Origin of the sequence: Vibrio jasicida 090810c (assembly GCF_002887615.1) — a bacterium.
Taxonomy (GTDB): Bacteria; Pseudomonadota; Gammaproteobacteria; order Enterobacterales; family Vibrionaceae; genus Vibrio; species Vibrio jasicida.
In genome coordinates this window covers 123,327-147,448 of the sequence record NZ_CP025792.1, presented here as the reverse complement: position 1 = coordinate 147,448, position 24,122 = coordinate 123,327, and the positions used below count along the sequence as shown (strand labels likewise).

Annotated in this window: 20 protein-coding genes; 5 read left to right on the top strand and 15 right to left on the bottom strand. The window is 44.9% G+C overall.

The annotated features are described in order from the left end of the window. Window positions 1–38 precede the first annotated feature (38 nt). Complete coding sequence (locus C1S73_RS01075; RefSeq protein ID WP_038872233.1) at window positions 39–587, top strand: MSHA operon transcriptional regulator; 549 nt, start codon at window positions 39–41, stop codon at window positions 585–587. Between the two features lie 48 nt (window positions 588–635). Here C1S73_RS01075 and C1S73_RS01070 read toward each other — a convergent pair whose 3' ends face one another. The 8 genes from C1S73_RS01070 to C1S73_RS01035 form a co-directional block, all read right to left on the bottom strand. Then, window positions 636–2,858, bottom strand: coding sequence for a TonB-dependent siderophore receptor (locus tag C1S73_RS01070; protein ID WP_038872230.1), 2,223 nt, complete (start codon window positions 2,856–2,858; stop codon window positions 636–638). Between the two features lie 225 nt (window positions 2,859–3,083). Next, window positions 3,084–5,060, bottom strand: a complete 1,977-nt coding sequence (fhuB, locus tag C1S73_RS01065) for a Fe(3+)-hydroxamate ABC transporter permease FhuB (protein WP_038872227.1) — start codon at window positions 5,058–5,060, stop codon at window positions 3,084–3,086. Next, window positions 5,057–5,932: an ABC transporter substrate-binding protein gene (locus C1S73_RS01060; protein ID WP_038872225.1), complete on the bottom strand. Its 876-nt coding sequence runs from the start codon at window positions 5,930–5,932 to the stop codon at window positions 5,057–5,059. Before C1S73_RS01060 ends, fhuB begins: the two co-directional genes overlap by 4 nt. A gap of 12 nt (window positions 5,933–5,944) precedes the next feature. Further along, complete coding sequence (locus C1S73_RS01055) at window positions 5,945–6,709, bottom strand: ABC transporter ATP-binding protein (protein WP_038872222.1); 765 nt, start codon at window positions 6,707–6,709, stop codon at window positions 5,945–5,947. A 398-nt stretch (window positions 6,710–7,107) separates the two neighbouring features. Beyond that, the gene (locus tag C1S73_RS01050) at window positions 7,108–7,323 is read right to left on the bottom strand and encodes a hypothetical protein (RefSeq protein WP_038872220.1); all 216 of its coding nucleotides are present in this window, start codon (window positions 7,321–7,323) and stop codon (window positions 7,108–7,110) included. Between the two features lie 98 nt (window positions 7,324–7,421). After that, window positions 7,422–8,546 (bottom strand): HD-GYP domain-containing protein, encoded by a 1,125-nt coding sequence (locus tag C1S73_RS01045; protein WP_038872215.1) that lies wholly within the window; start codon window positions 8,544–8,546, stop codon window positions 7,422–7,424. A 240-nt stretch (window positions 8,547–8,786) separates the two neighbouring features. Then, on the bottom strand, window positions 8,787–9,992 hold the full coding sequence (locus tag C1S73_RS01040; RefSeq protein WP_038872212.1) for an aromatic amino acid transport family protein: 1,206 nt from the start codon (window positions 9,990–9,992) through the stop codon (window positions 8,787–8,789). Window positions 9,993–10,166: 174 nt separating this feature from the next. After that, entirely contained in the window at window positions 10,167–11,357 is a 1,191-nt protein-coding gene (locus C1S73_RS01035; RefSeq protein WP_038872210.1) for an iron-containing alcohol dehydrogenase, read from the bottom strand. A gap of 178 nt (window positions 11,358–11,535) precedes the next feature. On the opposite strand from C1S73_RS01035, the gene C1S73_RS01030 reads away from it, so the two are divergent. Together C1S73_RS01030 and C1S73_RS01025 are read left to right on the top strand one after the other, a co-directional pair. Next, a complete protein-coding gene (locus tag C1S73_RS01030; protein WP_038872208.1) occupies window positions 11,536–12,033 on the top strand; it encodes a hypothetical protein in 498 nt (165 codons plus the stop codon). Window positions 12,034–12,098: 65 nt separating this feature from the next. Then, complete coding sequence (locus C1S73_RS01025; protein ID WP_045421401.1) at window positions 12,099–13,469, top strand: GGDEF domain-containing protein; 1,371 nt, start codon at window positions 12,099–12,101, stop codon at window positions 13,467–13,469. Between the two features lie 37 nt (window positions 13,470–13,506). On the opposite strand, the gene C1S73_RS01020 is transcribed toward C1S73_RS01025, so the two are convergent. Then, the gene (locus C1S73_RS01020) at window positions 13,507–14,139 is read right to left on the bottom strand and encodes an SDR family NAD(P)-dependent oxidoreductase (protein ID WP_038872204.1); all 633 of its coding nucleotides are present in this window, start codon (window positions 14,137–14,139) and stop codon (window positions 13,507–13,509) included. Window positions 14,140–14,428: 289 nt separating this feature from the next. Between C1S73_RS01020 and C1S73_RS01015 the strand changes: the two genes are divergently transcribed. Beyond that, entirely contained in the window at window positions 14,429–15,709 is a 1,281-nt protein-coding gene (locus C1S73_RS01015) for an HD-GYP domain-containing protein (RefSeq protein ID WP_038872202.1), read from the top strand. 81 nt (window positions 15,710–15,790) lie between these two features. Here C1S73_RS01015 and C1S73_RS01010 read toward each other — a convergent pair whose 3' ends face one another. Continuing rightward, the gene (locus C1S73_RS01010; RefSeq protein WP_038872201.1) at window positions 15,791–16,393 is read right to left on the bottom strand and encodes a 2OG-Fe(II) oxygenase; all 603 of its coding nucleotides are present in this window, start codon (window positions 16,391–16,393) and stop codon (window positions 15,791–15,793) included. 155 nt (window positions 16,394–16,548) lie between these two features. Further along, window positions 16,549–17,316 (bottom strand): TerC family protein, encoded by a 768-nt coding sequence (locus C1S73_RS01005; RefSeq protein ID WP_038872199.1) that lies wholly within the window; start codon window positions 17,314–17,316, stop codon window positions 16,549–16,551. A gap of 603 nt (window positions 17,317–17,919) precedes the next feature. Between C1S73_RS01005 and C1S73_RS00995 the strand changes: the two genes are divergently transcribed. After that, window positions 17,920–18,876 (top strand): LysR family transcriptional regulator, encoded by a 957-nt coding sequence (locus C1S73_RS00995; protein WP_042605818.1) that lies wholly within the window; start codon window positions 17,920–17,922, stop codon window positions 18,874–18,876. A gap of 20 nt (window positions 18,877–18,896) precedes the next feature. On the opposite strand, the gene C1S73_RS00990 is transcribed toward C1S73_RS00995, so the two are convergent. The 4 genes from C1S73_RS00990 to C1S73_RS00975 form a co-directional block, all read right to left on the bottom strand. Further along, a complete protein-coding gene (locus C1S73_RS00990; protein WP_038872197.1) occupies window positions 18,897–19,778 on the bottom strand; it encodes a YjjW family glycine radical enzyme activase in 882 nt (293 codons plus the stop codon). Window positions 19,779–19,799: 21 nt separating this feature from the next. Next, window positions 19,800–21,344 (bottom strand): YjjI family glycine radical enzyme, encoded by a 1,545-nt coding sequence (locus tag C1S73_RS00985; protein WP_038872193.1) that lies wholly within the window; start codon window positions 21,342–21,344, stop codon window positions 19,800–19,802. A gap of 207 nt (window positions 21,345–21,551) precedes the next feature. Further along, window positions 21,552–22,178, bottom strand: coding sequence for a LysE family translocator (locus C1S73_RS00980; RefSeq protein WP_038872190.1), 627 nt, complete (start codon window positions 22,176–22,178; stop codon window positions 21,552–21,554). Window positions 22,179–22,504: 326 nt separating this feature from the next. Then, a complete protein-coding gene (locus C1S73_RS00975) occupies window positions 22,505–23,716 on the bottom strand; it encodes an HD-GYP domain-containing protein (protein WP_038872187.1) in 1,212 nt (403 codons plus the stop codon). Window positions 23,717–24,122 lie beyond the last annotated feature (406 nt).

Genomic DNA, 24,122 nt, shown 5'->3' with positions numbered 1-24,122 from the left:
AATTTTCACATTGCATATTAATTTCATGACAGAAGTCCATGGACCAAGATAAGTTTACTAACATCTATCGCTTGCCAGGTTCGTTACAGATACGAATCGCTAAGTGGCAAAAGACCTTTCGCGGCACATCTGATTTAGTTCTTCATCAGGTGCTAGTGGAACGTAATAAGCAATTTAAGAAGCCGAGCTTTTTACCGAAGAGCTGGTTTATCACGCCTATTGACGAGAAAGATATCACCATCACTCATCATGGTAAGTATATCCAGACGGTAATGCGTACTATGCTCGACAGAAAAGTGTCGTACAAACGCCTTTTCTTATCACGTATGGACGCCGAAAAAGGCGAAAACGTGTTGCGTGAATATAAGCTCGAATGGGTGAGAAAACACAACCAAATCGCAAAGAAATACAACCAAATAAAGAAAAAGCAGTACATGAACTTTGCAAGGGAAGAAGAAGAAACACTATACCCTTCCATTCCTAAAGGAGAGTTCGATAAAACACTTTGGAACAAGTTAGTGGTTTCTAGTTTTGGACCAGAGAAGAAATACAAAAACCCCCACTACGTCCGTAAAGCTGATTTCTAAAAAAATCCCCCGTATGCTCGGGGGACTTTTCGTTTCGCTCTCGATGATTTACCAATCGTAGGTAAGATTCGCAATCACATTTCTGCGATCACCATACCAACAGAAGCCGTCACACGTCGCGACATACTCTTTATCAGCTAGGTTTTTCGCCGCCACCTGAAGTTTGTAATCACCAATACGATAGCTTACCGTGGCGTCCATCAAGAAATAGCCTGGGACCTTCAACGTTTCAGTGTTGTCACCGTTGGATTCACCCGTATATCGAGCACCCAGCCCGAAAGCTAAACCATCAAAAGTTCCTTCAAGGAAACGGTAATGTGCCCATGCAGAAGATACCGTGTTTGCTACTTGAGACGGCGTATTGCCAACCCAAGATGTATTTACATCCTCTTTAATTTCCGAATCCACATAAGCGATGTTACCAAGCAGAGTTAGTGACGGTGTCACGTTAGCAACCACTTCTAATTCGAGCCCTTTGTTCTCTACCTTACCAATCTGAGTCAGCTCGTTGAGGTAAATACGAGCGAGGTTCTCTTTAGTTGCTTGATATGCAGCAACGTTAAAGTAACCATCAAACGAACGAGGTTGGTATTTCACACCAACTTCAAACTGATCACCGCTTTCCGGTTTAGCGGGTTTACCAGCACTGTCCTGTTGAATGATTGGGTCGAAGTATTGTGAGTAACTAAAGTAAGGCGTAAATCCAGAATCCGTGATGTACGCAGTACCTAAGCTTAACGTCCACTCTTCATTATCCACTTTGGTGCGTGAGCCTGTGGTTACGTTATGTACTTCATTACTCGTATTGTCATAACGCGCCCCCAATAACACAGCCCATTTATCGTTGATCAACATGTGATCTTGAAGATAGATACCAAGCTGTTCATTATCCACCTTAGTACGTTGTTTATCTGCGTCCGTTAGCGGTTGAAGTGTGGTTGAGTCAAGTAACCAAACGTTGTCTGAATAACTTGGGTTAAACACATCAAAACGTGGGTCAGGCAGCATACCAATTGGCGTTGTTAAGATAGAGTCACCGTCCGCAACCAATGGATCACTGGCAAAGTCTTTGCCATCAATGCTCACCATTTGGTAATCAATTCCCACCATGAGGTTGTGTTCCACACTTCCCCATTTCATATTGTGTATCAGACGGTTATCAATATTAAACGCGTCTGATGACCCCTCTTCTGTGGTCGCTGCACGTAAAATACTCTTACGCTCGTTAAGCGGGTCAAGCAATGGACCTAGCCCTGGAACGTCTGCTGCATACACATAGGAGTACATCTGCCTCAGGTTCACCTCCATTTGGCTGTAACGCGTCGACTGCACAAAAGACGTAGTGTCGTTAAACCTGTGTGAGAACTCGTAGCCTAAAGAAAGCTGTTCACGCTCGAATGTTTCCCAATCCGTGTTTCCTATTGCAAGGCTATCACTGATCTTTCCATTTTTGTTTGGCTTTAATGTCCCCTCAACAGGTAAGAATTGCAGATAAGGATCGGAGTCATCTTTCTGGTAGCTAGTCAGCAAGGTAATTTCCGACATATCTGTAAATTTGTACGTCAGTGACGGAGCAATTAAGAACCGCTCAGCCTCGACGCCATCAACACGCGTGCCATTTTTTCTCGCCAGACCTTGAACACGGACCGCGAGCTTTTCATTCACTTCGGAGTTCACGTCTAACGAAATTTGCTTACGATCTTCAGAGCCATATTCCAGAGACACCTGTCCAGAACCACCATCAAATTGTGGGCGTTTGCTTACTAGGTTGATCACCCCACCCGGTGGGTTTTGGCCATAAAGAACAGAAGCAGCACCGCGCAACACTTCTACTCGCTCTAGTGCAAATGGGTCTATCTGCCAACTATAAAAACCTGATGAGTAAAGACGAGTGCCATCTTGGTACAAGCCGCTGTTTGCCTGTTTGAAACCTCGGATGATAAACCAGTCTTGCTTGTTATCTTCACCAAAGTAGTTGGTTTGAATGCTTGGCGTATATTGCAGCGCATCTGAAACACTGATGGATGCGCGATCATCCATTTGTTCGCGAGTCACTACAGAAACCGCGCGAGGCGTTTCATTGATCGCTAAATCCATTTTGGTTGCAGTGCGACTCTTAGCGCCAAGATAGCTAAAGTCGGGACCAACGGCACTGTCTTCTTGCAGGCCAATAACAACCAGGTTTTCATCTTCTTGAGCAAGCACTTGAGGGGTAGCTAACACCATTGCAATAGCCATTGACGCTGGTGTCAGCATAAACTGCCGATTCATTATTTTCTCCTTTAGTCGGCAACCTTTCCAACCTTTATAAGCAATATCAACGCACGAATACGATGAGGTTGGTTCCGGCATAACCACTGTTTTCCATAAATGCAAAAGCACAGAATGTGTTTTGCGAGCACTACTTAGTGGGTGATGAGAGCGATCACCCAGTCATAGAATTCTTATCAGTTGTCTTTGTTTGGGTTCGTCGTCTTGCCCAGTGGATTTAAACTCTTACAAACGACGTACCCCCCACATTAGGTACAGGCCCCCTATGATTGAGGCCATGAGACCTGCGGGTATCTCTTGAGGGTAAAGTACTTGCCTGCCTAGCCAATCTGCCAACAGCATTACGCCAGCGCCAATTAAAGCCGCGCACAACATATGTTGAGATGCTTTATTAAATCCAAATAGACGTGCCAAATGTGGCGCAAGTAAACCGACGAAACTGATAGGACCGACGACCAACGTTGCACTCACAGTGAGACAAGCGACAAGGAGTAACAGAATGGCACGGGAGCGATCTACATTTAGCCCTAATGCCTTTGAAGAAGAAGCGCCAATTGGCAAAATATCCAACCATCTTACACACACAAAGCTCAAGCCGATGAAGGTCAACGCCGACATGGCCAAAGGCAGCAAGGTATCCAAAGAAACGTAATAAGTAGAGCCAGAGAGCCAAGCTAACGCCTGATAACTACGTGGATCACCGGTAGCCAAAATAAAACTTTGTATCGCATTCATCAGCGCAGTAATCGCAATGCCTGTCAGCAAAATGCGCTCTGGTTGGAAGCCAGATTTTCTATTCAGTAAAACGATTACAAATACCGTAAGTAAAGCGCCGATCAAACCACCTATCGACAAAGTAACCACAGACGCGCCAACGCCAGTAAACATGGCAATAATTAAGCCCATTGCCGTACCAGAACTGATACCGATAACTTCAGGGCTGGCCATTGGATTGCCACTTAAGCGTTGAATAATGGTTCCTGCTATCGCCAACATAGCACCTGCAATCGCCGCGGCTAGGAGTCTTGGCGTTCGCCATTCTAAAAATAGCCATTCTTTAGTCGAGAAAAGCGACGTCCAACCTTGATTCTGTACAGAAACCGCACTGAAAAGAACCACGCCCACCAGAATAATCAGAAAGGTAAATACGATGGCGTGTTTATTCAGCTTATTGACTCGTTCGGAGTGTCGAGTAAGCACCGTTTGGGTATGCCCTTGTGTCTTTTGCGACAACCGCGGCAGTAACCAAAGTAGGAGCGGAGCACCAAGCGCAGCCGTTGCAGCTCCCGTAGGAATAAAGCTAGCCATTAGACCGGGTAACTGCTGAATAACCAAATCGGTCAATGTCAATAACATTGCGCCGATCAACATCGATATCCAAAGCTTGTGCTTGATCTGATGAACACCAATTAAACGCGTGATTGCCGCAGCAGCTAGACCGATAAAACCGATGATACCAACTGTCGCCACCACCCAAGAGGTAATCAAAGCCGCTAAACCCAGGCATACAAATCTTAGCTTTGCTAGAGATACACCTAAGCTTTTTGCTCCCTGTTCCGATAACTCCAATAAAGTTAATGGCTTAGCAAACAGAAATGCGACCAGGCCGGCAATCGCGACACGTGGGGCCAAATAGCGAAAGTCATCCCACCCACTTTGAACTAAAGAACCTGCTCCCCAAATCATCAATCCATTAAGCTTCTCGGTATTCATCATCAAAATGACCGTACTTAGCGAAGCAAAATACAAGTTAATTACCAGACCGGAAACCACAACAACGGTTGGAGACAAAGCGCGTCGCCAAGATAACAACATCACCAGCGCCATAGACGTAACACCGCCAATCAACGCAACAAGGTTGGCTGAAAAATCCAGCAACCAAGGGGCGAATAACGTCGCCAACATTAAGGTAAAATTCGCACCACTTGCGACACCAAGTGTGGTTGGTGAAGCCAGTGGATTACGCAAGACTTGTTGCATCAATACGCCAGCGACCGCCAATCCTGCGCCCGAAATAATGGTCGTGAAAACTCGCGGCCACCAGCTAAAATGCAGTAAAACCGAATCTATCGATTGAAAATTTGGTTGCCAAAGGCTTTTCAGCGCAACCGGAAATGCCGCTGTGTTGTGCAGATGAACCACACCAACAAACAGAGTAAGTGCCGAAAGTAACACCACCAGCGTCAAAGGAACGGTTTTCATTCACGTTGCTCCTTTTCTTTTTCTGCAGCCACTAAGTGCGCAAATCGAACAGCAGAAGGCATCGAACCAAAGCTCCAAACGGGAGCGACTCGCATAACGGGGTGGCCTGATTGCTCGACAATGTATTGCCAGAATTTATCACTCGCGAGTTGCTGCTGCCCTCCATGAGGAAGTGGCTCTACAATGACGATCTGTGCTGAGATTCCTGCCAATTTATCAATCCCAACCATGTTAAATCCCCAACTGTTGGTTTCTTCTTTCCATGCATTAGAGAGACCGAGCTTGGCCATCGCCTGAGAATAAAGACTGTTTTCACCAAAAACGCGTACGTGCTTGGTATCCATAAATTGAATCATCAATAAAGGAGCAGAATCTGCATCTATTGTTTGCTTGAGTTTGGAAAGTTGCACCTCAGACTGTGCTATTAGAGTTTCCGCCTGCGCTTCTTTTCCCAACTCCTTTCCAAAAGTACGGGTAAATTGAGTGAGTACCGACCAATCCGTAATGCCTTTACCATAGAGATCGATGGTAGTCACAGGCGCGATATCAGCAAGGCGCTCTTTCATAGCAGAGAAATAAGGCGCAATAAAAATACGATCCGGCTTGAGTTCATAAATACGTTCGATATTAGGTTGCGTCCTCAAACCCACATCTTTGGTTTGCACTGGCAACAATGGCGCTTTTACCCAAGCATCGTAATCTTGCCCTTGCGCAACTCCCACAGGCACAACACCAAGTGCCAACATGGTTTCAGTTTGGGTCCAATCGACAGACATAACTCGTTGCGAGGTTGCATCAACTGGGAAGGTTAAAAAGAGAGCCGTAAGGGAGGCTACGTGCTTTAACCAAGAAAAACGAAGTATGCAGTTCATTGTCGACTCCGCTTAGCTTGGCATTGCTACTGGATATCCAGCGGGGTGATCTGAAATACGCATTTCAATGCCATATATTTCTTTCAGCTTGGGCTCAGTGAACACTTGTTGAACATCACCTTGTGCAATCAAATCACCTTGATGTAGGGCTACGATGTGGTCACAGAAGCGAGCGGCTAAATTGATGTCATGCAGAACAATGATGACCCCTAATCCAAGCTCTCTACTTAACTTAGCGATCAAAGAAAGCATATCGACCTGATGGCTAATATCGAGCGCCGACAGTGGCTCATCAAGTAGCAAGTATTCCGTCTTTTGAGCAAGTAGCATGGCCAGCCACACACGTTGTCGCTCACCACCAGAAAGCGTGTCGACTAAACGATCAGCATATTTCAACGTTCCAGTCATCTCCATCGCTTCTTCGACTATGGTTTTGTCTTTTGCACTTAAACGCCCTAACAAGCCATGCCATGGATAACGACCAAAACTGACCAAATCACGGCTAAGAATACTGTCCGTCATCGGTAAGTGTTGGGGTAGATATGCGATATGTTGTGCGAATTTTTTTGCGGAAAAATGATTAATATTGTCGCCGTGCAACAAAACATCACCGTCACTGTATGCCTGCTGCTGGGCTAACAACTTGAGAAGCGTGGATTTTCCTGAACCATTGTGGCCAACGAGCGCGTACGTTTTTCCAGTTTCAAACGTCAAATCAAATGCTTTCAACAGAGACTTTCCGTTAATGTTGAACTGAAGAGCTTTGGCTTCTAACATCCCTACTTCACCTAATCCATTTAACTATCGGCATCGGTAATGCGTGATTAACCCATTCACCTATCCGTTACGTTTCATTGTTTTATTCAACAAAACGATTAATAAGCTTGGCTTTATATAACAGGGTAGATACAAATGCAAACCATTATTATTATCATTAGTTGATTATTTTATAAATTTAAAAGATGGTAAGGATCGGTGATTCAGATCGAGTGCGCTCCTTGCTTATCGATAAGGAAGATAACCAAGTGACTTCAAGAAGCAGGATTCAAAACGAAGGGGGAATTTACGTTTCGAGACGATTGGGCAAGCGGCTAAGTGATAGGCACTTGCCCATAAGATGAATTACGCTGCGGCGGTGAGAAAAAGTGGATGAGGCCCGCAGCCGTTTGATGACATTAGTGACGAGCGTCAGCGCCAAATTCTACTTCTTTATAGATATCGGCCAGCGACTTCTTACCTTGTCTGTCTTTGGCTGAACGCTTCTTAGGTTGGTAATAATGCTCTTGGTCATGCAAAGCTTCTTCGTGTTCTTTTGCAGACTCTACGAATTCATCATTCGCAAGTGCTTGTTGGCGTAAGCGGTTTACTCTTTCAAGGGTTTCCCACAACATACTTCACCTCCAAACGAGTTACTGTATACATATACAGTGTTATTTATAATGACCTCCTAGTCAACATTTGATTCCCTTCACGGTTTACTCCTCTACTTTCACATTAATCCCATGCCTGAATAATGCTCTGGGTATTTATGGATGATTTGCTTTAAGTAATCTTGATGATCACGTAAAGCGTTGACGCATTCTCTTGATAACAATCCCTGATACACAAGCTTTTCTAACTCTAATAACGCATATGGGATCGACCACGCCTGACGATATGGATGGTGGGTAGTCATCACATCGAACACATTAGCGACAGCGACAATTTTGGCCGCAATAGGAATATCGATGTCCTCCAATCCATACGGATAGCCCGACCCATTTAAGTTCTCGTGTTGATATGTCATGATTTGGTGGAACAAGGTAATGCTTGGATGCACTGGGTTACCAATTCTCGCAACAATGTTATCTGCGGCTTCTATGCATTGTTCGATGTGCTCTTGTAGTCGCGATTCTTGCTCGCGAGATAAATGATGGCGACGGCAAACAATGTCGGCTGGTAAAGCGGTCTCACTCAAAGAGTGGTACCTCGCAAACATCCCAATCTGCTCCACCACTTCATCACAGAGTTGGCAACGGTCGGCAATGTGAGTGGCGATCACTTGACTGTAAAGTCCCATCCTCTTGCTATGAGAAAACACTTCGGGCGAATAACCTGGCATCAAGCAGTGCATCCGTTCTGCAAGTATGTCGATTGCATTAACCACATGGTCCTCCGATTCCACAGCAAACTGTACCATTTCGAAATACGGTTTGAGGCCATTCAGCGCTTCTAAACTAAAGGCATTTGGTTGGATGGAGTTGAGGAACACAAAACCAGTAAAGGTTTGCTGATCATAGCAAGGGACAGCAACAGAGGAGTGATAACCGTGTTTAAGTAATGTCTGAACACGTGAGCAATGGTTAATGTCGTAGAGATCGTTAACCACACGAGGGGCGGCGTTATCAGCCGCGAGACTAAGATTGTGAAGCTTGCGCAATGGCGCTTCATGATGCGCTAGACACCAAGTATCAAACTCACTTTCAGCAAAAGATTTTAGCACACCTTGCTTAGGGTGATATTTGGCAAACGACACCCTATCAATGCATGGCAAATGGACCTGCATCCTATTTTTCAATGTTTGCATTTGCTCATTAAGCGGCTTTGCAAACGGGTAAAAACTCCGGTGCGCCATACTTCACCTCCACACCCAAGTAGAGAAATACCGAAGAAAAGGCTCATTAAAGTCAGCGTATTTGATGTGATTAGAGCGGCTTTTCTCCACCTAAATTATCGACATACCACAGTCTAAGTGTACGAAATAAAAACAGTTTTCCGCCAATATTTTCACCGAATATTCTACGGTAATTTAATCCAGATCAAAAAAAACCAGTGCGCTGTAACACACTGGCTTTCGTTTTATTCACCGTTTCTATTAACCAAGCGCAGGTAGCACTCCCAGAGTAATCAATACTTGTGCCAAAACAATGCCTGTTCCTACAATCCCCGTTACCGCCAACGCACCTTGGCCTCCTGCAACGCGGTATTCACCAGTAAACTCTTCAGATCGACGTACTTTCACCACCATCACCAGAGGTAAGAAAATCGCAAGGATTGCCAACGCAATTGCAGCGTAACCTAATGCCATAATAAAGCCTTGTGGGTAAAACAGTGCAAAGCCAAGCGGTGGCGTAAAAGTTATGACAGCCGCCACCAAACGGTTTGGTTTTTCACTATCGCCTTTGATGGTGTCACCCAGGAATTCAAACAGGCCTAAACTCACTCCCAAGAAAGAGGTCAGAAGAGCTAAGTCGGCAAATACACCAACAACACTGCCAAGATTGGACTGATGAACCGTTTGAGAAAGCTGTCCAATCAGTGCACTCAAACCACCATTTTCAACCAGTGTTTCTTGGCTTACGACGCCTAAAGTGACGATCTGCCAGAAGATGTAAATCACTAATGGAATGGTCGAACCCACAATGATCGCTTTACGTAGCGATGATGTGTCGCCGTCTAGGTAGTTCACAATCGCCGGAATACTGCCGTGGAAGCCAAACGAAGTAAAAATAACTGGGATGGCAGCAACAATCAGTCCTTGCTCTACAGGCATGCTTAATAGGTAAGATTCGGTCACATTTGGCGCAAGAAAAGACAACACTGCAATCATGGTCACCATTTTAAGACCAAACAGCACGCGGTTTACTTTGTCTACAGTGCCAGTACCTACTGTCACAACCATGGTCACAATAAGAGTAAAAATGATGGTTGAAGTCGAACCTGAAATATCTAGACCAAACCATTCGGTGAGTCTGTCACCAAACTGAGCACCACCACCAGCGATATAAGCAGCACACAATGAGTAAAACAAGAAAAGCATGGCAAAGCTTGCAACCCACTTGCCCTTCTGACCAAGAATTTGTTTCGCGAGAGTATGAAGAGTTGCACTGCTATCGGCATACTGATGAAGCTCCAACATCAATAGCGCGGTAAACGCCATTAATGCCCACAGACCCAGCATGATCAGCAAGGAAGTCGTGAAACCAATACCCGCAGAGGCAAGAGGAAGTGCCAGCATACCGGCACCAATTGTAGTCCCTGCAATAATCAGGGTACTACCAAACACTTTAGATCGACTCATTGTATATTTATCTTTACAGCTTAATAAGATTTATTAGCATCAGATCGGGCAACGGCACCATAAACCTAACACCATGTTCGTAATGAAGCTGATTCTGTAGGATCTTTAGAATAATATCAAGCAAAGTGTAAGGATAAAAAACCACTACTGTACATTTTAATTTACAAACATATCTTAAGTGCGAATTTCAGAAAGTAACTGAGCACATTCTTGCTCATTCATGAATTTGGGTACTGGGTAGTTCCAATGCGCTTCTTTCAAGATCAACGCCACTAACTCTTCTGTGTCCGAACTGTTAAGCACTGGTGTGTGTTTTTCGATGCCAATCGCTTTATACAACTGTTCGATACGATCGAGAAAATCTTGTGCACTGGCAGAATCGGCGCGACTTCCTAACAAGGCGTCACTCAAAGCAATCAGTTGTGGCTCTATCTCTGGCAGCGAAAACTTAAGAACCGGTAACAAAGCAAGACCATTCGCCATTCCATGAGGCAATCCATATTTTGCTCCTAAGTTATGGGCAAAGGCATGAACGTAACCTAAGCTCGCTTTGGTGAACGCTAACCCAGCATAATAAGATGCCATCGCCATTTTATGCCTTGCTTCTACGTCTTCCCCCTGTTCTACCACTTTAGGCAAATACTTAAAGATGAGTTTAATGGCTGCAACGGAGTAGGCTTTTGTTTCTTGTGATGCATTGCGGGATACATACGCTTCAACAGCGTGCGTCAATGCATCAATCCCCGTATCCGCCGTAATCTTTGCTGGTAAGCCCAACAACAGATCTGCATCCAATGCCGCCATCAATGGCACGAGTTTAGGGTCCATTAACGGCGTTTTAAGGTGAGTAACGGGGTCGGAAACTACAGCGGCAATGGTCACCTCAGATCCAGTACCCGATGTGGTTGGGATAACAAATAAAGGCGCTGGTGTTCTCCAGACACGAAACAACCCCGCGAGTTTTTTGATGGGACGCTTATTCGTCACTTTAGCGGCAATCACCTTGGCACAATCCATTGCCGAGCCACCACCCAGCGCTAAAATCGCATCGCATCCGGATTCCAGATAAACATCTAAGCCACGTTCAACATGGTCATAAGTTGGGTCAGGCTTCACCTCTGAGAATACAACAACCTCTAATCCTTTAGAGCTTGCGCGCTCTGCAACATGCTCTGCCATTCCGATCTGGACAAGCCCCTCATCTGTCACCAACAACAATCGCTGAAAGCCCAGATCGCTGACCGCCTCACACAGTTCATTAACGGAGCCAGAACCCGAAAATAGCGTTGGTTTTGGCAGAGGAAGAACGTGAGCGGCCACTTTGAGTCCGTTGGTATAACCGCGATAGAGAAAATGTTTCAGCATACAAATTCCTTTTGTGTTTTGGCTGAGCGTATGACTTAGTCATTCTAGATGTTTTTTCAATCACTTCGAGATCGAGAGCTCACAGAATCTTGTATTTGTTTCTCTCACAGCCCAACCCGACCAAACCAATGATTATCGACTATTCTATTACTTATGTACCAACGCTTGAGGACATGCCATGGGATACAAGCTGTTTGCTCTGATGGCCTTTTCTGGCTCAGTTTTCGCGAGTTCATTAGCGAGCTTTCCAGAAAACCTCGACAGACTTGTGCTTGTAAAACAGAGCGTTATTCCGGCCAGAGATGTAGTGTTGCCACCAAACACACCCACTTTTGTGCAAGAAACAGTGAAGATGTACAACTGGACGAATCAAGGAAGAGGCACAAACCTGAGCATATATGTCCCAAAACACAAAGTAGAAGCTTATAAAAAGCACGGCCCATATACCGATGGCTTAACGGCAGTTGCGATATACGAAGAAGAAAACATTATTTTTGTCACCGAGCATCTTGCTGGTGAAGCGCTTTACGGGAGTTATGATCGGCAGGGAAACGACATATCCGATAGTCACCCCTCTCTGAGAATTGAAGCTTGCTATCGCTGTCATAACGGATACAAAGACATCTGCGTCAATGGTACTTGTGCGGTGCCCATCATTGATGTGTTTAATGAGTAATTCATATTGTGGGAACATCAATAAGAATAAAGATCTTCCTCTCGCATTTTGTTCTCGTCATTCTCATGATTGGTGCTTTGGGTTACTACAACTTTCATAACTCAATGGACACCATCATTAAAACGACGATCGTCTCTCGTGAGCAGAGTGCGAGCGCGCTAATTCATCACATCAGCGATGCGGTTCATGGCGGCAACTATGCAAACTTAATGTTGCCAAGCTTTAAAGATGAATTGGAAATGCATACGGATTTGCGTTATCTCTACGTCAACGGCTATTCCTCAGTGTCGAAAACCCCAGTGTCCGTCACTTACAATCGAAATGCCCAAGAGATTTGGCGATCCGATTATCCCCCAACTTTTGAGCAGGACTTAGATCAACGCATTGCCAGACTGACATCCGTGAAAAAAACAGGCTCACAATCGAGTGTAAAAGTGCAATACCTGCTCGCCCGACTCAACGACGCCCGTGAGCAGTACTATTTAAGTAAAGAGTTGGAAGAAGACCACACGTTGGATCTCTACCCTTGTCGGGTAATCGGAAAAAGCCACATAAGCTTTGAGAAAGACATCCTCTATATCACATTACCATTAAACGGGGACATTCAAGGCAACATTGAATTGCTTTACGACATACAGCTCGTAAGGGATATTCGAGAGGAGTTTGTTGTCGATTCTATCCGCGAAATCGTGTTAGGAATGGCGATTTCTTATCCTCTTTTATTGCTGCTTTCTTATCACATCTCTTCGCCAATCAACAACTTATCTACTTTTATGCGTCAAAATTTTGAAACCATCAGTTTGTTTCAAGTCCCTAATACCAAAAGAAAAGATGAAATCGGAGATTTAGCGCGCGCCTTTAGCCATCTTGTCGACAAAGTTGTCCGCAAAAACAGAGAACTCGATGACATGGTGAAGCACGACCCCTTAACCGGTCTGTATAATCGCCGTTCTCTTGAAGCATCATTTCGCTCATTGTGTTATCAATCGAACAAAATGTTCATCGCGTGTTTCTTTATCGATATCGATCACTTTAAGGAGTTTAATGATCATAGGGGTCACTTGCAGGGTGATAAAGCCTTGCAAAAAGTTGCGAAGACCTTGGAATCTTTCGCCGTGCAAACTCACGGCTATGCTTTGCGCTTAGGAGGCGAAGAATTTGTTGTGCTTGCCCCTGTTCACGATACTAGAGAGGCGTTAGCGCGAGGCAACCAACTGCGCGGACGGGTTAAACAACTGGAAATCATTCATCATGATGAGCCGATCATCAAGTATCTAACGATCTCCATTGGTATTAGCCTTTCAGAGCGCACGCAAGCCGACATCATAGACCCAAACCGCCTGTTAGATGAATCAGACGAAGCCTTGTATGCCGCAAAAGATCTAGGCCGCGACCAAGTCGTGCTCTATTCAAACGAAAGCAGGGACAGCGCCTAAAACCAGCCCCTCAAAATCATTCGCTTAAAAGGCCAACCTAGTAAGTCAGCTCTGGATCGACACAGTGGAAGATCTCACCACTGCCCTGACCTTTTTCCAGCATCTCAAAAAGTAAACGAACCACTTCTTGGCGGTATACCAAACCATGCACTTCTTTAGGTTCAACCAACACACCATTGCCCGTCACTTCACCATCTTTCAAGCCACCTGGACGAATGATGGTGTAATCTAAGTCGCTGGTTTGTAGCCATGCTTCCGCTAATGACTTCTCACGCACAACACCGCCAAAACCCGCTTTAGAACGGTCAGAAAGGTATTTCCAGCTATCACCACAACCAAGTGACGTCACTAGAACAAAACGCTTTAGAGAAGCCTGACACGCAGCGTCAACCAGATGTCGATGCCCAAGATAGTCCACTGGGATATCAGCACGGAAGCTACCCATGGTACTGATGATAATGTCATCTTGATTGAGCTGTGCAACCACCGCGTTAACCTCTTCCGCAACAGTGGCATCACATGCAAACGTTGACTGACAAATCGCTTTCAAATCCGGACTTTTGTCTGGATTTCTCGCCACACCGACAACTTCAGCACCTTTCTCTGCAAAATACTGTGCAATTGCCAAACCAAGACCACTACTTGCACCCCAAACTACCACTCTTTTCATAACTTACCTTCCACACAACAATGATAATGAGAATACTTTACATCACTAATTGGTGGCTTTTCAAAGGAAGTCAATCGAACACCTAAAATTCTTTCTAAATCAATACGTAGTTCAAAGAACTGAATGATACTTTTCCCCTAGTGATGAAATTTACGTGCGACAACCAGTATTATTCCCGCCATAACTATAAACACATCCTATGCTCGTCATATTTGCTATCAGTTCGCTGCTGCATTCCCTTAAAACTAGAAAAATGAGCATAGGGAAAACAAAAACGTCGGTATTTACCATGTCGGTTTTAACAAAGAATCAGGCTTATGATTCGTCGAGTAATCACGAATTTGAAGTCGATCTAAAACAAGCCCTTATCTGGGTGGCGCGTGCGTTAGATTACGTAGGCGTCGACGATTCTCACCACAGCCATCGGGTGGCTTACATCGCATACCAATGCGCTCTCGCTTTAGGTTGGGATAATCACCAAGCCGAGTTCTGTTACTTCGCGGGAATGGTTCACGACTGTGGCGTCTCAGAAACCCGCGAGCACATGATGTTGCTCGAACAGCTCGTCCCTCAAGACGCCAAAGCCCATTGCATTCGTGGTTACCACACACTTAAGCAGTGTCGCTTGCTGGCACAATTCGCTACTCCGATTCTTTACCATCACACGCACTGGGATGAGTTGGAACAGATTGATATTCCCTCTTTCGAAAAAAACGTCGCCGCATTACTCTATCTCGCGGACCGTTTAGATTTTATGCGCGCTCACTACGTCACTAACTGCCATAGTGATCTTGTCACTTTACATGAAGAACTGATCGCTGAATGTGTCTTGGTTAATGCCGGTACCTTGTTTCATCCCGAAATGTGCCGTGCCATGGTCAAACTTATCATGACAGACGCGTTTTGGTTCGCCATGGAATCCGAACACATCGAAACTATTGGTATGCAGTTCGAAAATATCGATTGGCTGCAAAAGCAATTAAGTATCGAAGATCTCACCAGTTTAGGACTTTTCCTTGCAAGAATTGTCGACGCAAAAAGTTCTTTCACCTATCAACACTCACAAAAAGTGGCGGAACTGTCTCGTTACTTGGCGAAGAAAATGGGATTGGATGAACACGAGCAAGAGATGATTTTTATTGCGGGATTGGTTCATGATATTGGCAAGCTCAAAACCCCTGATGAGATCCTTCACAAAGAAGGCCCACTAGACAAGCAAGAATACACACGCATCAAGCGTCATACGATTGATACTGAACTAGCCCTGCACAAAGTGTTCCCGAATGCCAAGATTGCCGAGTGGGCTTCCAACCATCATGAGCGGTTAGATGGTTCAGGTTACCCTTATCATAAAACGGCGGAAGCTTTGGATGTGCCTTCTCGTATCATTGCCGTTGTCGATGTCTTTCAAGCGCTTTCTCAAGACCGCCCATATCGAGGCCGTATGACATTACAAGAAATCGCAATCATCATGGGTGAACAAGTAGATTCGGGAAAACTCTGTGCCGACGTTTATCAGGTGTTATGGTCAAACAGGCAAGCGTGTTATGAGCTCTCAGTAGGTATGTAACGCCGAGCGTTCTAGACAAACCAAACAACAAAGGGACACCAAGTGGGTGTCCCTTTGTCTTCTTGAAATCAATGAAACCGCTTAGTGAGCGATATCAAGCTGGTTGTCTTTCACACCATTAATGCGGAACCAACCTGCAATGCTAAAACGCTCTGCATTTGTCGGTAACACTTCGTGAGGAAATTGCTCTGATAAGAATACAAACAAGCGACCAGAACGTGGTGGGATCGTCGCAATCACGTTGTCATTCAAATCATAAACCACCAACTCGCCAGCATCTTCTTCGCTCCACGATTCATTCATGTAGAACACGGTTGTTAGACGGCGATTTTCATTGCCTTTAAAGCAGTCGAGGTGTTTTTGGTAGAAATCACCTTTCTCATATTTCGCAAAATGCGCTTCGTACTCAAACAAACCGAGATAGAAGTAACGGTTTGCTTCTAAGCGAATCGCTTCCATCTTGTCTAAAAATGAGGTTACTGCCGAGCCCATGTCACGCTTCAACCATTGAATCTTATCACTACGAATCGATTCAACACGTGTCACATCGTCGTTACGACCAATACGTGCTTTCTTCCAATTGTCTGGAATACAGTCACGCAGCTCAGCCACTTCTTCTTGAGAAAGGAAATCATCCCAGATGTAGTATCCGTCCGTCGATAACGCATCGATCAGTTTGTTCATTCTATTTCGTTCACTTGTAAGAGTTAGGGCGGTCTATATAAGAAATTCGTGCTACAACAACAAATTCCATTTTTAATCGACACGACAAACCCTTGCTTTTCCTTATGTCCAGACGTAAAAAAGCCGCTCAGGAGAGCGGCCAGTTTTGAGTTCGATTATCGCACTTGCAATGCAATTGAACGAGGTCGAATTGGACGAATTCGTTGAATCACTGGGCGTTGTTTTTTCTTAAGTTGGATATGACACATTTCCAACACTAAACCAAACGCCATCGCGAAATACACGTAGCCTTTGTTGATGTGAATAGCAAAACCTTCTGCCATCAACAGACCACCTAGCAAAACTAGGAACAGTAGAGCAAGGGTCTTAAAGCCGGGGTAACGCGTCACTAGGTTGTTGATTTTCTCCGCCGTTAACACCATCACAATCGCTGACGAAATGATCGCTGCCACCATGATTGGTACTTCGCTCGTTAGACCAACCGCAGTAATCACCGAGTCCATCGAGAACACAGCATCAACCGCGACAATCTGAAGCAGAACCACAGCCAGACCAGTACGAACATGAGTCGAGTGACCGTGCTCAGTATGCGTTAACCAACTCCACAACTCTTTCAAGCTTTTCGCCAGTAGGAATGCACCACCCGCAATCATAATCAAATCACGACCAGTAAACGCATAGTCGCTGAAGCTGATTAACGGCTGAGTAAGTTGCATGATCCAAGAGATCGAGAACACCAAAACAATACGCGCCATCACCGCTAGGCCAATACCTAGGTTTCGGGCAAGTTTACGCTGGTGTTGTGGTAATCGTTCACACAGAACGGAGATGAATACGACGTTATCAACGCCTAAGACTACTTCAAGAGCAAACAAAGTAGCGAAGATAGCCCACGCTTCTGGTTGCATGAAAAGTTCTAACATGAGTACGCCTCCGGTGATTGGAAGTCATACAGTGAATTGTTCAGTCGACTAAAGGGGTCGTCCATTAAGTTTTTAAAACCTCTGTTACTTAGGAAACGCGAGTAAATCACCTCCTCCAGTTGTACGCAACCCCTTATTTTGTCAGGCTTGTGTAAAGCATCTTTCGTCCTCTAAGGGATATAAGCCATACTCACCCTATCAAGTGCCGAGTTGAGCCAAACTATTACATCGAACACGAAAAGAAACGCCTCTTTTTGCGTGCTTCAACAATCGTAAAAAAATGTTTCATAATAATATTTTGATATACTGAGAAAAATCACACGAGTTAGGGTCTGTTGACCTTTCGTGATGATTTTTGCAGCAGTTTGTAGGTGTTTTATACAAGGCAGGGGCTTTGATATGTAGCTATTCTACCTGATAAGCCGATAACGCAGTAGAAAGCACCTACAAACGCTGCCCAAAGGGTTCGGCTAAAAGCGTTTTATTCTTTGTTGAGTCAATTTTACTTAGAGCCACTAGGCTTCAATCGACTCGCCGCGATTAAAACGCTTTTATCTCGAACAAAATTTAACCACGAAAGATGAACAGACCCTAGCCTTGCGAATGGATTACATAACACTCTCACGCATTAGCCTTAAACACCTTACTGTATTGCACATGCTGCTCACGACGCACAGCGTGACTCAAGCGGCAGAACAGCTCTGCGTGACCCCTTCCAGCGTGAGCAAAACGCTCAGCCAATTGCGCGACATTCTTAAAGACGACCTTTTCTACCGCGATGGCACTCGTTTAGTCCCGACTCCGTTTGCTTTGAACATCGGCCCTTCTGTTCATGGCATTCTTTCCAGCATGAACGGTTTACTCTACCAAGGCTCGTTTAATCCCGCGTATTACGAAGGTCGCTTTTCTTTGGCAATGCGTGAAAGTACCTTCGAGATTTTCGCACCCATGCTGCAAGACTTGTCTCAGCAAATGGGGAGCCGCGCACAACTCAATGTGTATGCAAAAGAACAAATGAGTTTTGATTCTCTGATCCGTGGGCAAGTCGACTTTATGATTCTGCCGCACGACATCAGCCAACCACCGACGCACAACAAAGATTTGGTTTGGCAGACGATCCTAGAAGACGAAATGATCTGTTTGATGGGCAGCAATAACCCGTTAGTGAAAGAAGAACTTTCAGTAGAGAACTACTTGTGTGCGAGACACATTGGTATTCACGATAAAGACCTATCCCAGCCTTACTTTGAGCAGAACTTAACTCAGCGTTACGCTAAACGCAGCGTCGCGATGCACGTGGCCGATTTTGGATCGGCAGCGGTAATGTGCCACCACTCTGATTATCTGTTCACTTGCTCAAAACTTTGGGCACGAATGGCACTGCAAGCCAAGGGGTTGGTAGAGAGACCTTTGCCGTTTGAGTACGGACAAGTGGCGTATAGTTTGGTGTGGAATAAAGCGAGCCTGAACGATCCCGCTTTAAGATGGCTACAACAACAAGTGCTTAAGGCTTGTGAGACCCTTGGTGGATGTCGAAAGCCGAGAGTGAATAAACTCTAAGCCTTTTTATCTTTACTGCGCTACACGTAGACCGATGGCATGGTCATTGGTCTGCTGACAAATTGACTTAATTGAGCGTGGAAACGTTCCATTTCATCTTGGGAACATTTTTTCCATTCCAGAGCTTCACCCGTGACACCATGATGCTGAAAGGCATTCAAACGAATGTTGACCGATTCTGGCAACGATTGCAGATAACGCCCCACCGTTGCAACTTCCATATCTAAATCGCTTTTACCCGGAATATGAAGCAAACGCACTTCGTACAACTTGCCTACTTGCGCTAAATACTGAATGGTTTGGAATACTCGGTGGTTATCTCGCCCGACTAACCAGTGGTGCGTTTCACTTTGCCACGATTTAAGGTCAATCATCGCACCATCCATGTACGGCAAGACTCTTTCCCAACCTACGGTGGATAAAGAACCATTGCTATCGATGAAACAAGTGAGATGCTGCAATTCAGGATCGTGTTTGATCCCTTTAAACAGCGCCATAATGAAAGGGAGTTGTAAGGTAGATTCCCCACCGGATACAGTAACACCGCTAATGAAAAAGCGCTGTTTGCGTATCAAATCGAGCATTGCCTCCACAGAGTAGTCAGAAATTTTAGGATTAGATTGGTGCTGACATATCTCTATACAATGGTCGCAGTGGGTGCACTCCTCTTTAAGCCAAACAACGTTGTTGCTTTCGTCGAACTTCAGTGCGCCAGCGGGACACTCACTCACACAATCACCACAATGATTGCAGTGATTGATAGTGTGTGGATTGTGGCAATTGATGCACTGATAGTTACAACCCTGTAGAAAGATGACTAGACGGTTTCCCGGTCCATCAACACAAGAGAACGGAAGGATACGAGTTACCTTAGCCAAGAGGTTTTCCGAACGTCTAGTCATCTTATTCTTATCCGTCACCCATTACTTAGCGTAAGTCGGTGACATTTCGTGGCTCACCACACGTGGTGAACGCTCTAAAATACCGGTGTTCTTCGCCGCTTCTGCGCCTAGGAACGTCGTATTAGTACGTGATCCTTCTGCATCGAACTTTGCGATATCTGACAGTTTGACCATGTAACCCGTTACGCGAACCAAGTCGTTTGACGCAACGTTTGCCGTGAACTCACGGTATCCAGCATTCAATGCGCCTTTGCACAGGTTGAACATCGCTTCTGGGTTTGATTTCACTGTTTCGTCGATAGTCAGAATGTCACTGATGCCAGAACGGTAGTATTGGTGATGACCTGCCGTTGCTTGCACGTAAGACACTGGATCTGGTTCGTTTCCGTAAGGAATACGAACGCCCGGTGTTACATCCAAATCTAGGCTGATACCGCCTTGTGCATGCAGCAGTGCTTTGCCCTCTAGACCAAACTTCACTGGTGTGCTTTCGACCAATTCAGACAATTTTGCCGAGATCGCGTGACCGAGCTCGTTTGCCGTTGCATCTTGGCCGTAACGGCTTGCACTGCCCTCTTTTTCTAGTAACACATTCACTGCTTCTGCCATACCGTAGATGCCATACATTGGCGCAAAGCGAGATTCTTCGATCAAGCCTTCTTGCGTTAGAAAGCCTTTGAAGAACTCAGATTTTTCATGCAAATGTGAAGCGCGTGCGTCCATCAGCTCAACCATCAAGCTGTGATATTCTGGCAGCACGTTATTAAAGAAATCTTCACGGTTGTCAGCACGATTCGCCGCTTCTTTTAGGTTCATACGCACTAACGTGTTTGAACCGCCAGCCAATGGCAAAGAGTTGTAGCAGCTCACAATACCAAAGCGAGCACCTTCGTAGGCATTCGCGTGCATTGGGTAATTCGCGATGTGTGGCTTGCTGCACTCACAAATGTTTTGTGTTGCTTGTTTTAACAAAGCGTCTGGTGTGACTGCTTCGTCGTACATGAACGTTAGGTTTGGCGCGATCTGTTTTAGCTCGGCGTCAACTTTCAAAATCGTGCGGCAAATGATGTTGTCCGTCGGACCAATGTTCACGTGCATAAACGCATCTGGCAATGTGCGATCCAGCATAATCCAGAAGTGTTTCAGTTTTTTGTAAATTTGCTCGTCAGTAAGATCACCGACGTAAGGCATCAACACATCATCAAGTTGACCTAGGTAAACCGGAATGCTCGTTACCGAAGGCACGTGATGGTAAAGGATGGTCAACATGTTGATCGCATCATCAAAATCTTCTGCTGGAGCTAACTCCAAGTATTCAGAACCTTGAGAAAGAAATTTTGCGTAGTCTGGCAAAACATAGCGCGGCTTAAACGGCGCGTGACCTTCAAACATGTCACATATGACGCCTTGTTGCATCGCTTGGCTTACCTCGTCAGAGACGGTCATATATGGAATTGTGGCTTCGGCTTCCAAAGCAAGAAAGTTTGATTTCTGTTTTGGAGACAAGTTGCTATCGGTCGCGATAGCAAGGAAACGCTGCTGAAGATCAGAAAGGCTTTGAGTCATCTAAGATGTTCCTGGAGAAAATACAACGAATACGCCCTTTCGAATCATTTGTTGATTTCAAATCATCGTTTGAGGGGACGCGTTGAATTTTACGCTCCAAGAGTCTTTGCCACTAATGAAAAAAACCAAAACGCCGATTTCCATTTTGGAAATAAGGTTTTTCTAATTTAGTCTAGGATTTAATAGCTTAGATTAATCCGCTGTTATTTAGCTTCGATGCGCGGTCGACAAAGCCACACCAGCGCTGATGAAGACACCACCTGTAAGACGGTTGAACAATTTAGCTCTTCCCTTTGCAAATAACCAGTTTGATGTCCTCACACCGAGTAATCCATAGAAGGTTAACCAACTCAGCTCGAACACCACAAACGTACTAGCAAAGATCATGTATTGAGTGAATAGCGATGCAGAAGGGTCAATGAATTGAGGAAATAGCGCGGTAAAGAATACAATGGCTTTCGGGTTGCTTGCACCAACGATAAAGCCACTTACAAACGCGCTGAGATAACTAGAAGAAGACTGTTCTAACTTTGCTTGAGAAAAATCCGTCTGTTTGGATCGTAGGGCTTGAATACCTAGCCAAACCAGATACCCCGCGCCACACCATTTGATGATGTTAAAGACCAACTCCGAAGAAGCAATCACGACGCCAAGGCCAGTAAAAGACAAAGTAAGAATGATGGTGATCGCGGCTAAGCTACCAAGTGCCGTCATAAAGGCGTGGCGAAATCCGCTGCTAACACCTTTGCTTAAACAAAGTAGCGAACTAGGCCCAGGAGAGGCAGTCAGGACAAGTATTGCGAGGGTGTAATAAATCCAAGTATCGAGTTGCATTGGCGCTCCTTTCCAATGTACGGATAAATGAGTGAATCACGTGGGATAACAGCCTTACTCAACGTTTCTATCCATGAAACATCACGTAGAGGGCTCCACATCATTCTGCTCATAACTGAACTAACTCAAAACCAATCGTACTCCTCAATAAGCGTTCCGAGTAAGGAACCAGAGCGAGAAGCCAGAGCAACAAACATGCCTCCATTTATCTATCTTCTCGTTCACGTTGAGTCGTTTAGTTATGCAATCAACATACTGATAATATGCAATCGTGTAAAGTAATTACTTATTGGACAAACATCACAAACAAGCAAACTGACTGCCTATTAATCGTAGAATGGCTTCGGATCGACTTCTAACGTCGAAGGCGCCACTGCTTTTTCGATAGTGTGGGCGCTGTTTTTCAAATCGACCATTGCCACATCAATATAGCGTTTGTATTTGCGAGAGTAGAAACACTTCACTATCGGTTTCAGAGCTTGAGATTCATTCGATGTCCAGACAATACCGACACGCCCATCACTTAACTGAACAATAGAACCGACTGGGTAAACGCCGATGCAGTTAATAAATTTGTACACCAGTTCAGGATCAAGGTGGAATGGCGTCAAACTCAATAGGATTTTGAACGCCTCTGCCGAACTCATGCCCTTTTTGTAAACACGGTCTGCGGTCAATGCATCATAAATATCGACGATACAGCTCATGCGGCCATGCATTGGGATCTGTTCACCAGATAAACCTAGTGGATAACCGGTACCATCAAGTTTTTCATGATGCATTAAGCATACATCGCGGCTCACATCGGCAAGCCCTTTCACACCCACGATAATTTCACCCGCAAACACCTGATGCAACTTCATATGCTCGAATTCTTCAGGTGTGAGTCGTGCTGGCTTATGTAAAACCTCATCATCAACTTTGATTTTACCCACATCATGAATAATCCCGCCGATAGCAAGCTGTTTGAGCGTTTCTTTACCCAAACCTAAATGCTTACCAAAAGATACCAACAAACATGCGACGTTAACGGAATGCTCAAGCAAATATGAATCTTTTTGGCGCAGTGCAGACACACATTGAAGCGCATCAGAATCAATAAATACGCTTTCGATCATGTCATCCGCCCACGATTCAATTTCGTCGACTTCAATGATCTTACCTTCAAAGGTTTGGTTCAGCAGTTTTTGAGCTAAACCTTTCGCTTCTGCAATCAGTTTTTTGGCTCGCTTGTGCTGGGCTTCTCGGGAACGAAACGCGCGCTGAATTTTGGGTGTTGTAATAACATCAGATGCCGCTAACGTGACATCATGTTCCTCTTCAACAGGGTTGAACACGCACTCCTGAGCAGAAAGTTTCTGATCAACCCACACAAACTTCACCCCACTGGCTTGCAGCTTTTTAATACCTTGCGAAGTAGAAACGCGTCCGGCATTGGCCAAGTTCACACGTTTATTTTGTTCGATTGCAGTAACGAACATACCGATACCGATATCTGCAATCGAAATTTTTATTGAGTCTTCTGGTTTGTACTGCATATCGCGAAACTTGTTAACATCTATTATTTAGCAAACGCATTATAAGGGATCTGACCATTCATCGTTATAAGAATTCACTATCAATTAAAATTAATGAGTATTAAGTCAATATATGAGACATTCGCCCCCTAAAAACCACTTTTAATTTATGGACTTAGTCCAATTTATCATCATCTCTTGTCTGATTTTTGATAATTTGGGTGTTGAATCAATAACTCTTTCGTACAAATGGTATTTACTGTTGACTAAGTTTTATAAATGCCGATTATTAGTCGCATTACTCTAATATAATTTCTATTCCACATAAGCGAAGTCAGCTCATTAACATCACAGCTAACCAACCTGAATCGACTTGTTTCGTATGCAGTGTGAAAGGATAACCGCCCAAAATGTCATCAGCGTGTAG

Excerpts from the sequence above, each read along its gene's own strand:
- C1S73_RS01075 (WP_038872233.1), top strand. The coding sequence starts at position 39 with ATGGACCAAGATAAGTTTACTAACATCTATCGCTTGCCAGGTTCGTTA.
- C1S73_RS01070 (WP_038872230.1), bottom strand. The coding sequence starts at position 2,858 with ATGAATCGGCAGTTTATGCTGACACCAGCGTCAATGGCTATTGCAATG.
- fhuB (WP_038872227.1), bottom strand. The coding sequence starts at position 5,060 with ATGAAAACCGTTCCTTTGACGCTGGTGGTGTTACTTTCGGCACTTACT.
- C1S73_RS01060 (WP_038872225.1), bottom strand. The coding sequence starts at position 5,932 with ATGAACTGCATACTTCGTTTTTCTTGGTTAAAGCACGTAGCCTCCCTT.
- C1S73_RS01055 (WP_038872222.1), bottom strand. The coding sequence starts at position 6,709 with ATGTTAGAAGCCAAAGCTCTTCAGTTCAACATTAACGGAAAGTCTCTG.
- C1S73_RS01050 (WP_038872220.1), bottom strand. The coding sequence starts at position 7,323 with ATGTTGTGGGAAACCCTTGAAAGAGTAAACCGCTTACGCCAACAAGCA.
- C1S73_RS01045 (WP_038872215.1), bottom strand. The coding sequence starts at position 8,546 with ATGGCGCACCGGAGTTTTTACCCGTTTGCAAAGCCGCTTAATGAGCAA.
- C1S73_RS01040 (WP_038872212.1), bottom strand. The coding sequence starts at position 9,992 with ATGAGTCGATCTAAAGTGTTTGGTAGTACCCTGATTATTGCAGGGACT.
- C1S73_RS01035 (WP_038872210.1), bottom strand. The coding sequence starts at position 11,357 with ATGCTGAAACATTTTCTCTATCGCGGTTATACCAACGGACTCAAAGTG.
- C1S73_RS01030 (WP_038872208.1), top strand. The coding sequence starts at position 11,536 with ATGGGATACAAGCTGTTTGCTCTGATGGCCTTTTCTGGCTCAGTTTTC.
- C1S73_RS01025 (WP_045421401.1), top strand. The coding sequence starts at position 12,099 with ATGATTGGTGCTTTGGGTTACTACAACTTTCATAACTCAATGGACACC.
- C1S73_RS01020 (WP_038872204.1), bottom strand. The coding sequence starts at position 14,139 with ATGAAAAGAGTGGTAGTTTGGGGTGCAAGTAGTGGTCTTGGTTTGGCA.
- C1S73_RS01015 (WP_038872202.1), top strand. The coding sequence starts at position 14,429 with ATGTCGGTTTTAACAAAGAATCAGGCTTATGATTCGTCGAGTAATCAC.
- C1S73_RS01010 (WP_038872201.1), bottom strand. The coding sequence starts at position 16,393 with ATGAACAAACTGATCGATGCGTTATCGACGGACGGATACTACATCTGG.
- C1S73_RS01005 (WP_038872199.1), bottom strand. The coding sequence starts at position 17,316 with ATGTTAGAACTTTTCATGCAACCAGAAGCGTGGGCTATCTTCGCTACT.
- C1S73_RS00995 (WP_042605818.1), top strand. The coding sequence starts at position 17,920 with ATGGATTACATAACACTCTCACGCATTAGCCTTAAACACCTTACTGTA.
- C1S73_RS00990 (WP_038872197.1), bottom strand. The coding sequence starts at position 19,778 with ATGACTAGACGTTCGGAAAACCTCTTGGCTAAGGTAACTCGTATCCTT.
- C1S73_RS00985 (WP_038872193.1), bottom strand. The coding sequence starts at position 21,344 with ATGACTCAAAGCCTTTCTGATCTTCAGCAGCGTTTCCTTGCTATCGCG.
- C1S73_RS00980 (WP_038872190.1), bottom strand. The coding sequence starts at position 22,178 with ATGCAACTCGATACTTGGATTTATTACACCCTCGCAATACTTGTCCTG.
- C1S73_RS00975 (WP_038872187.1), bottom strand. The coding sequence starts at position 23,716 with ATGCAGTACAAACCAGAAGACTCAATAAAAATTTCGATTGCAGATATC.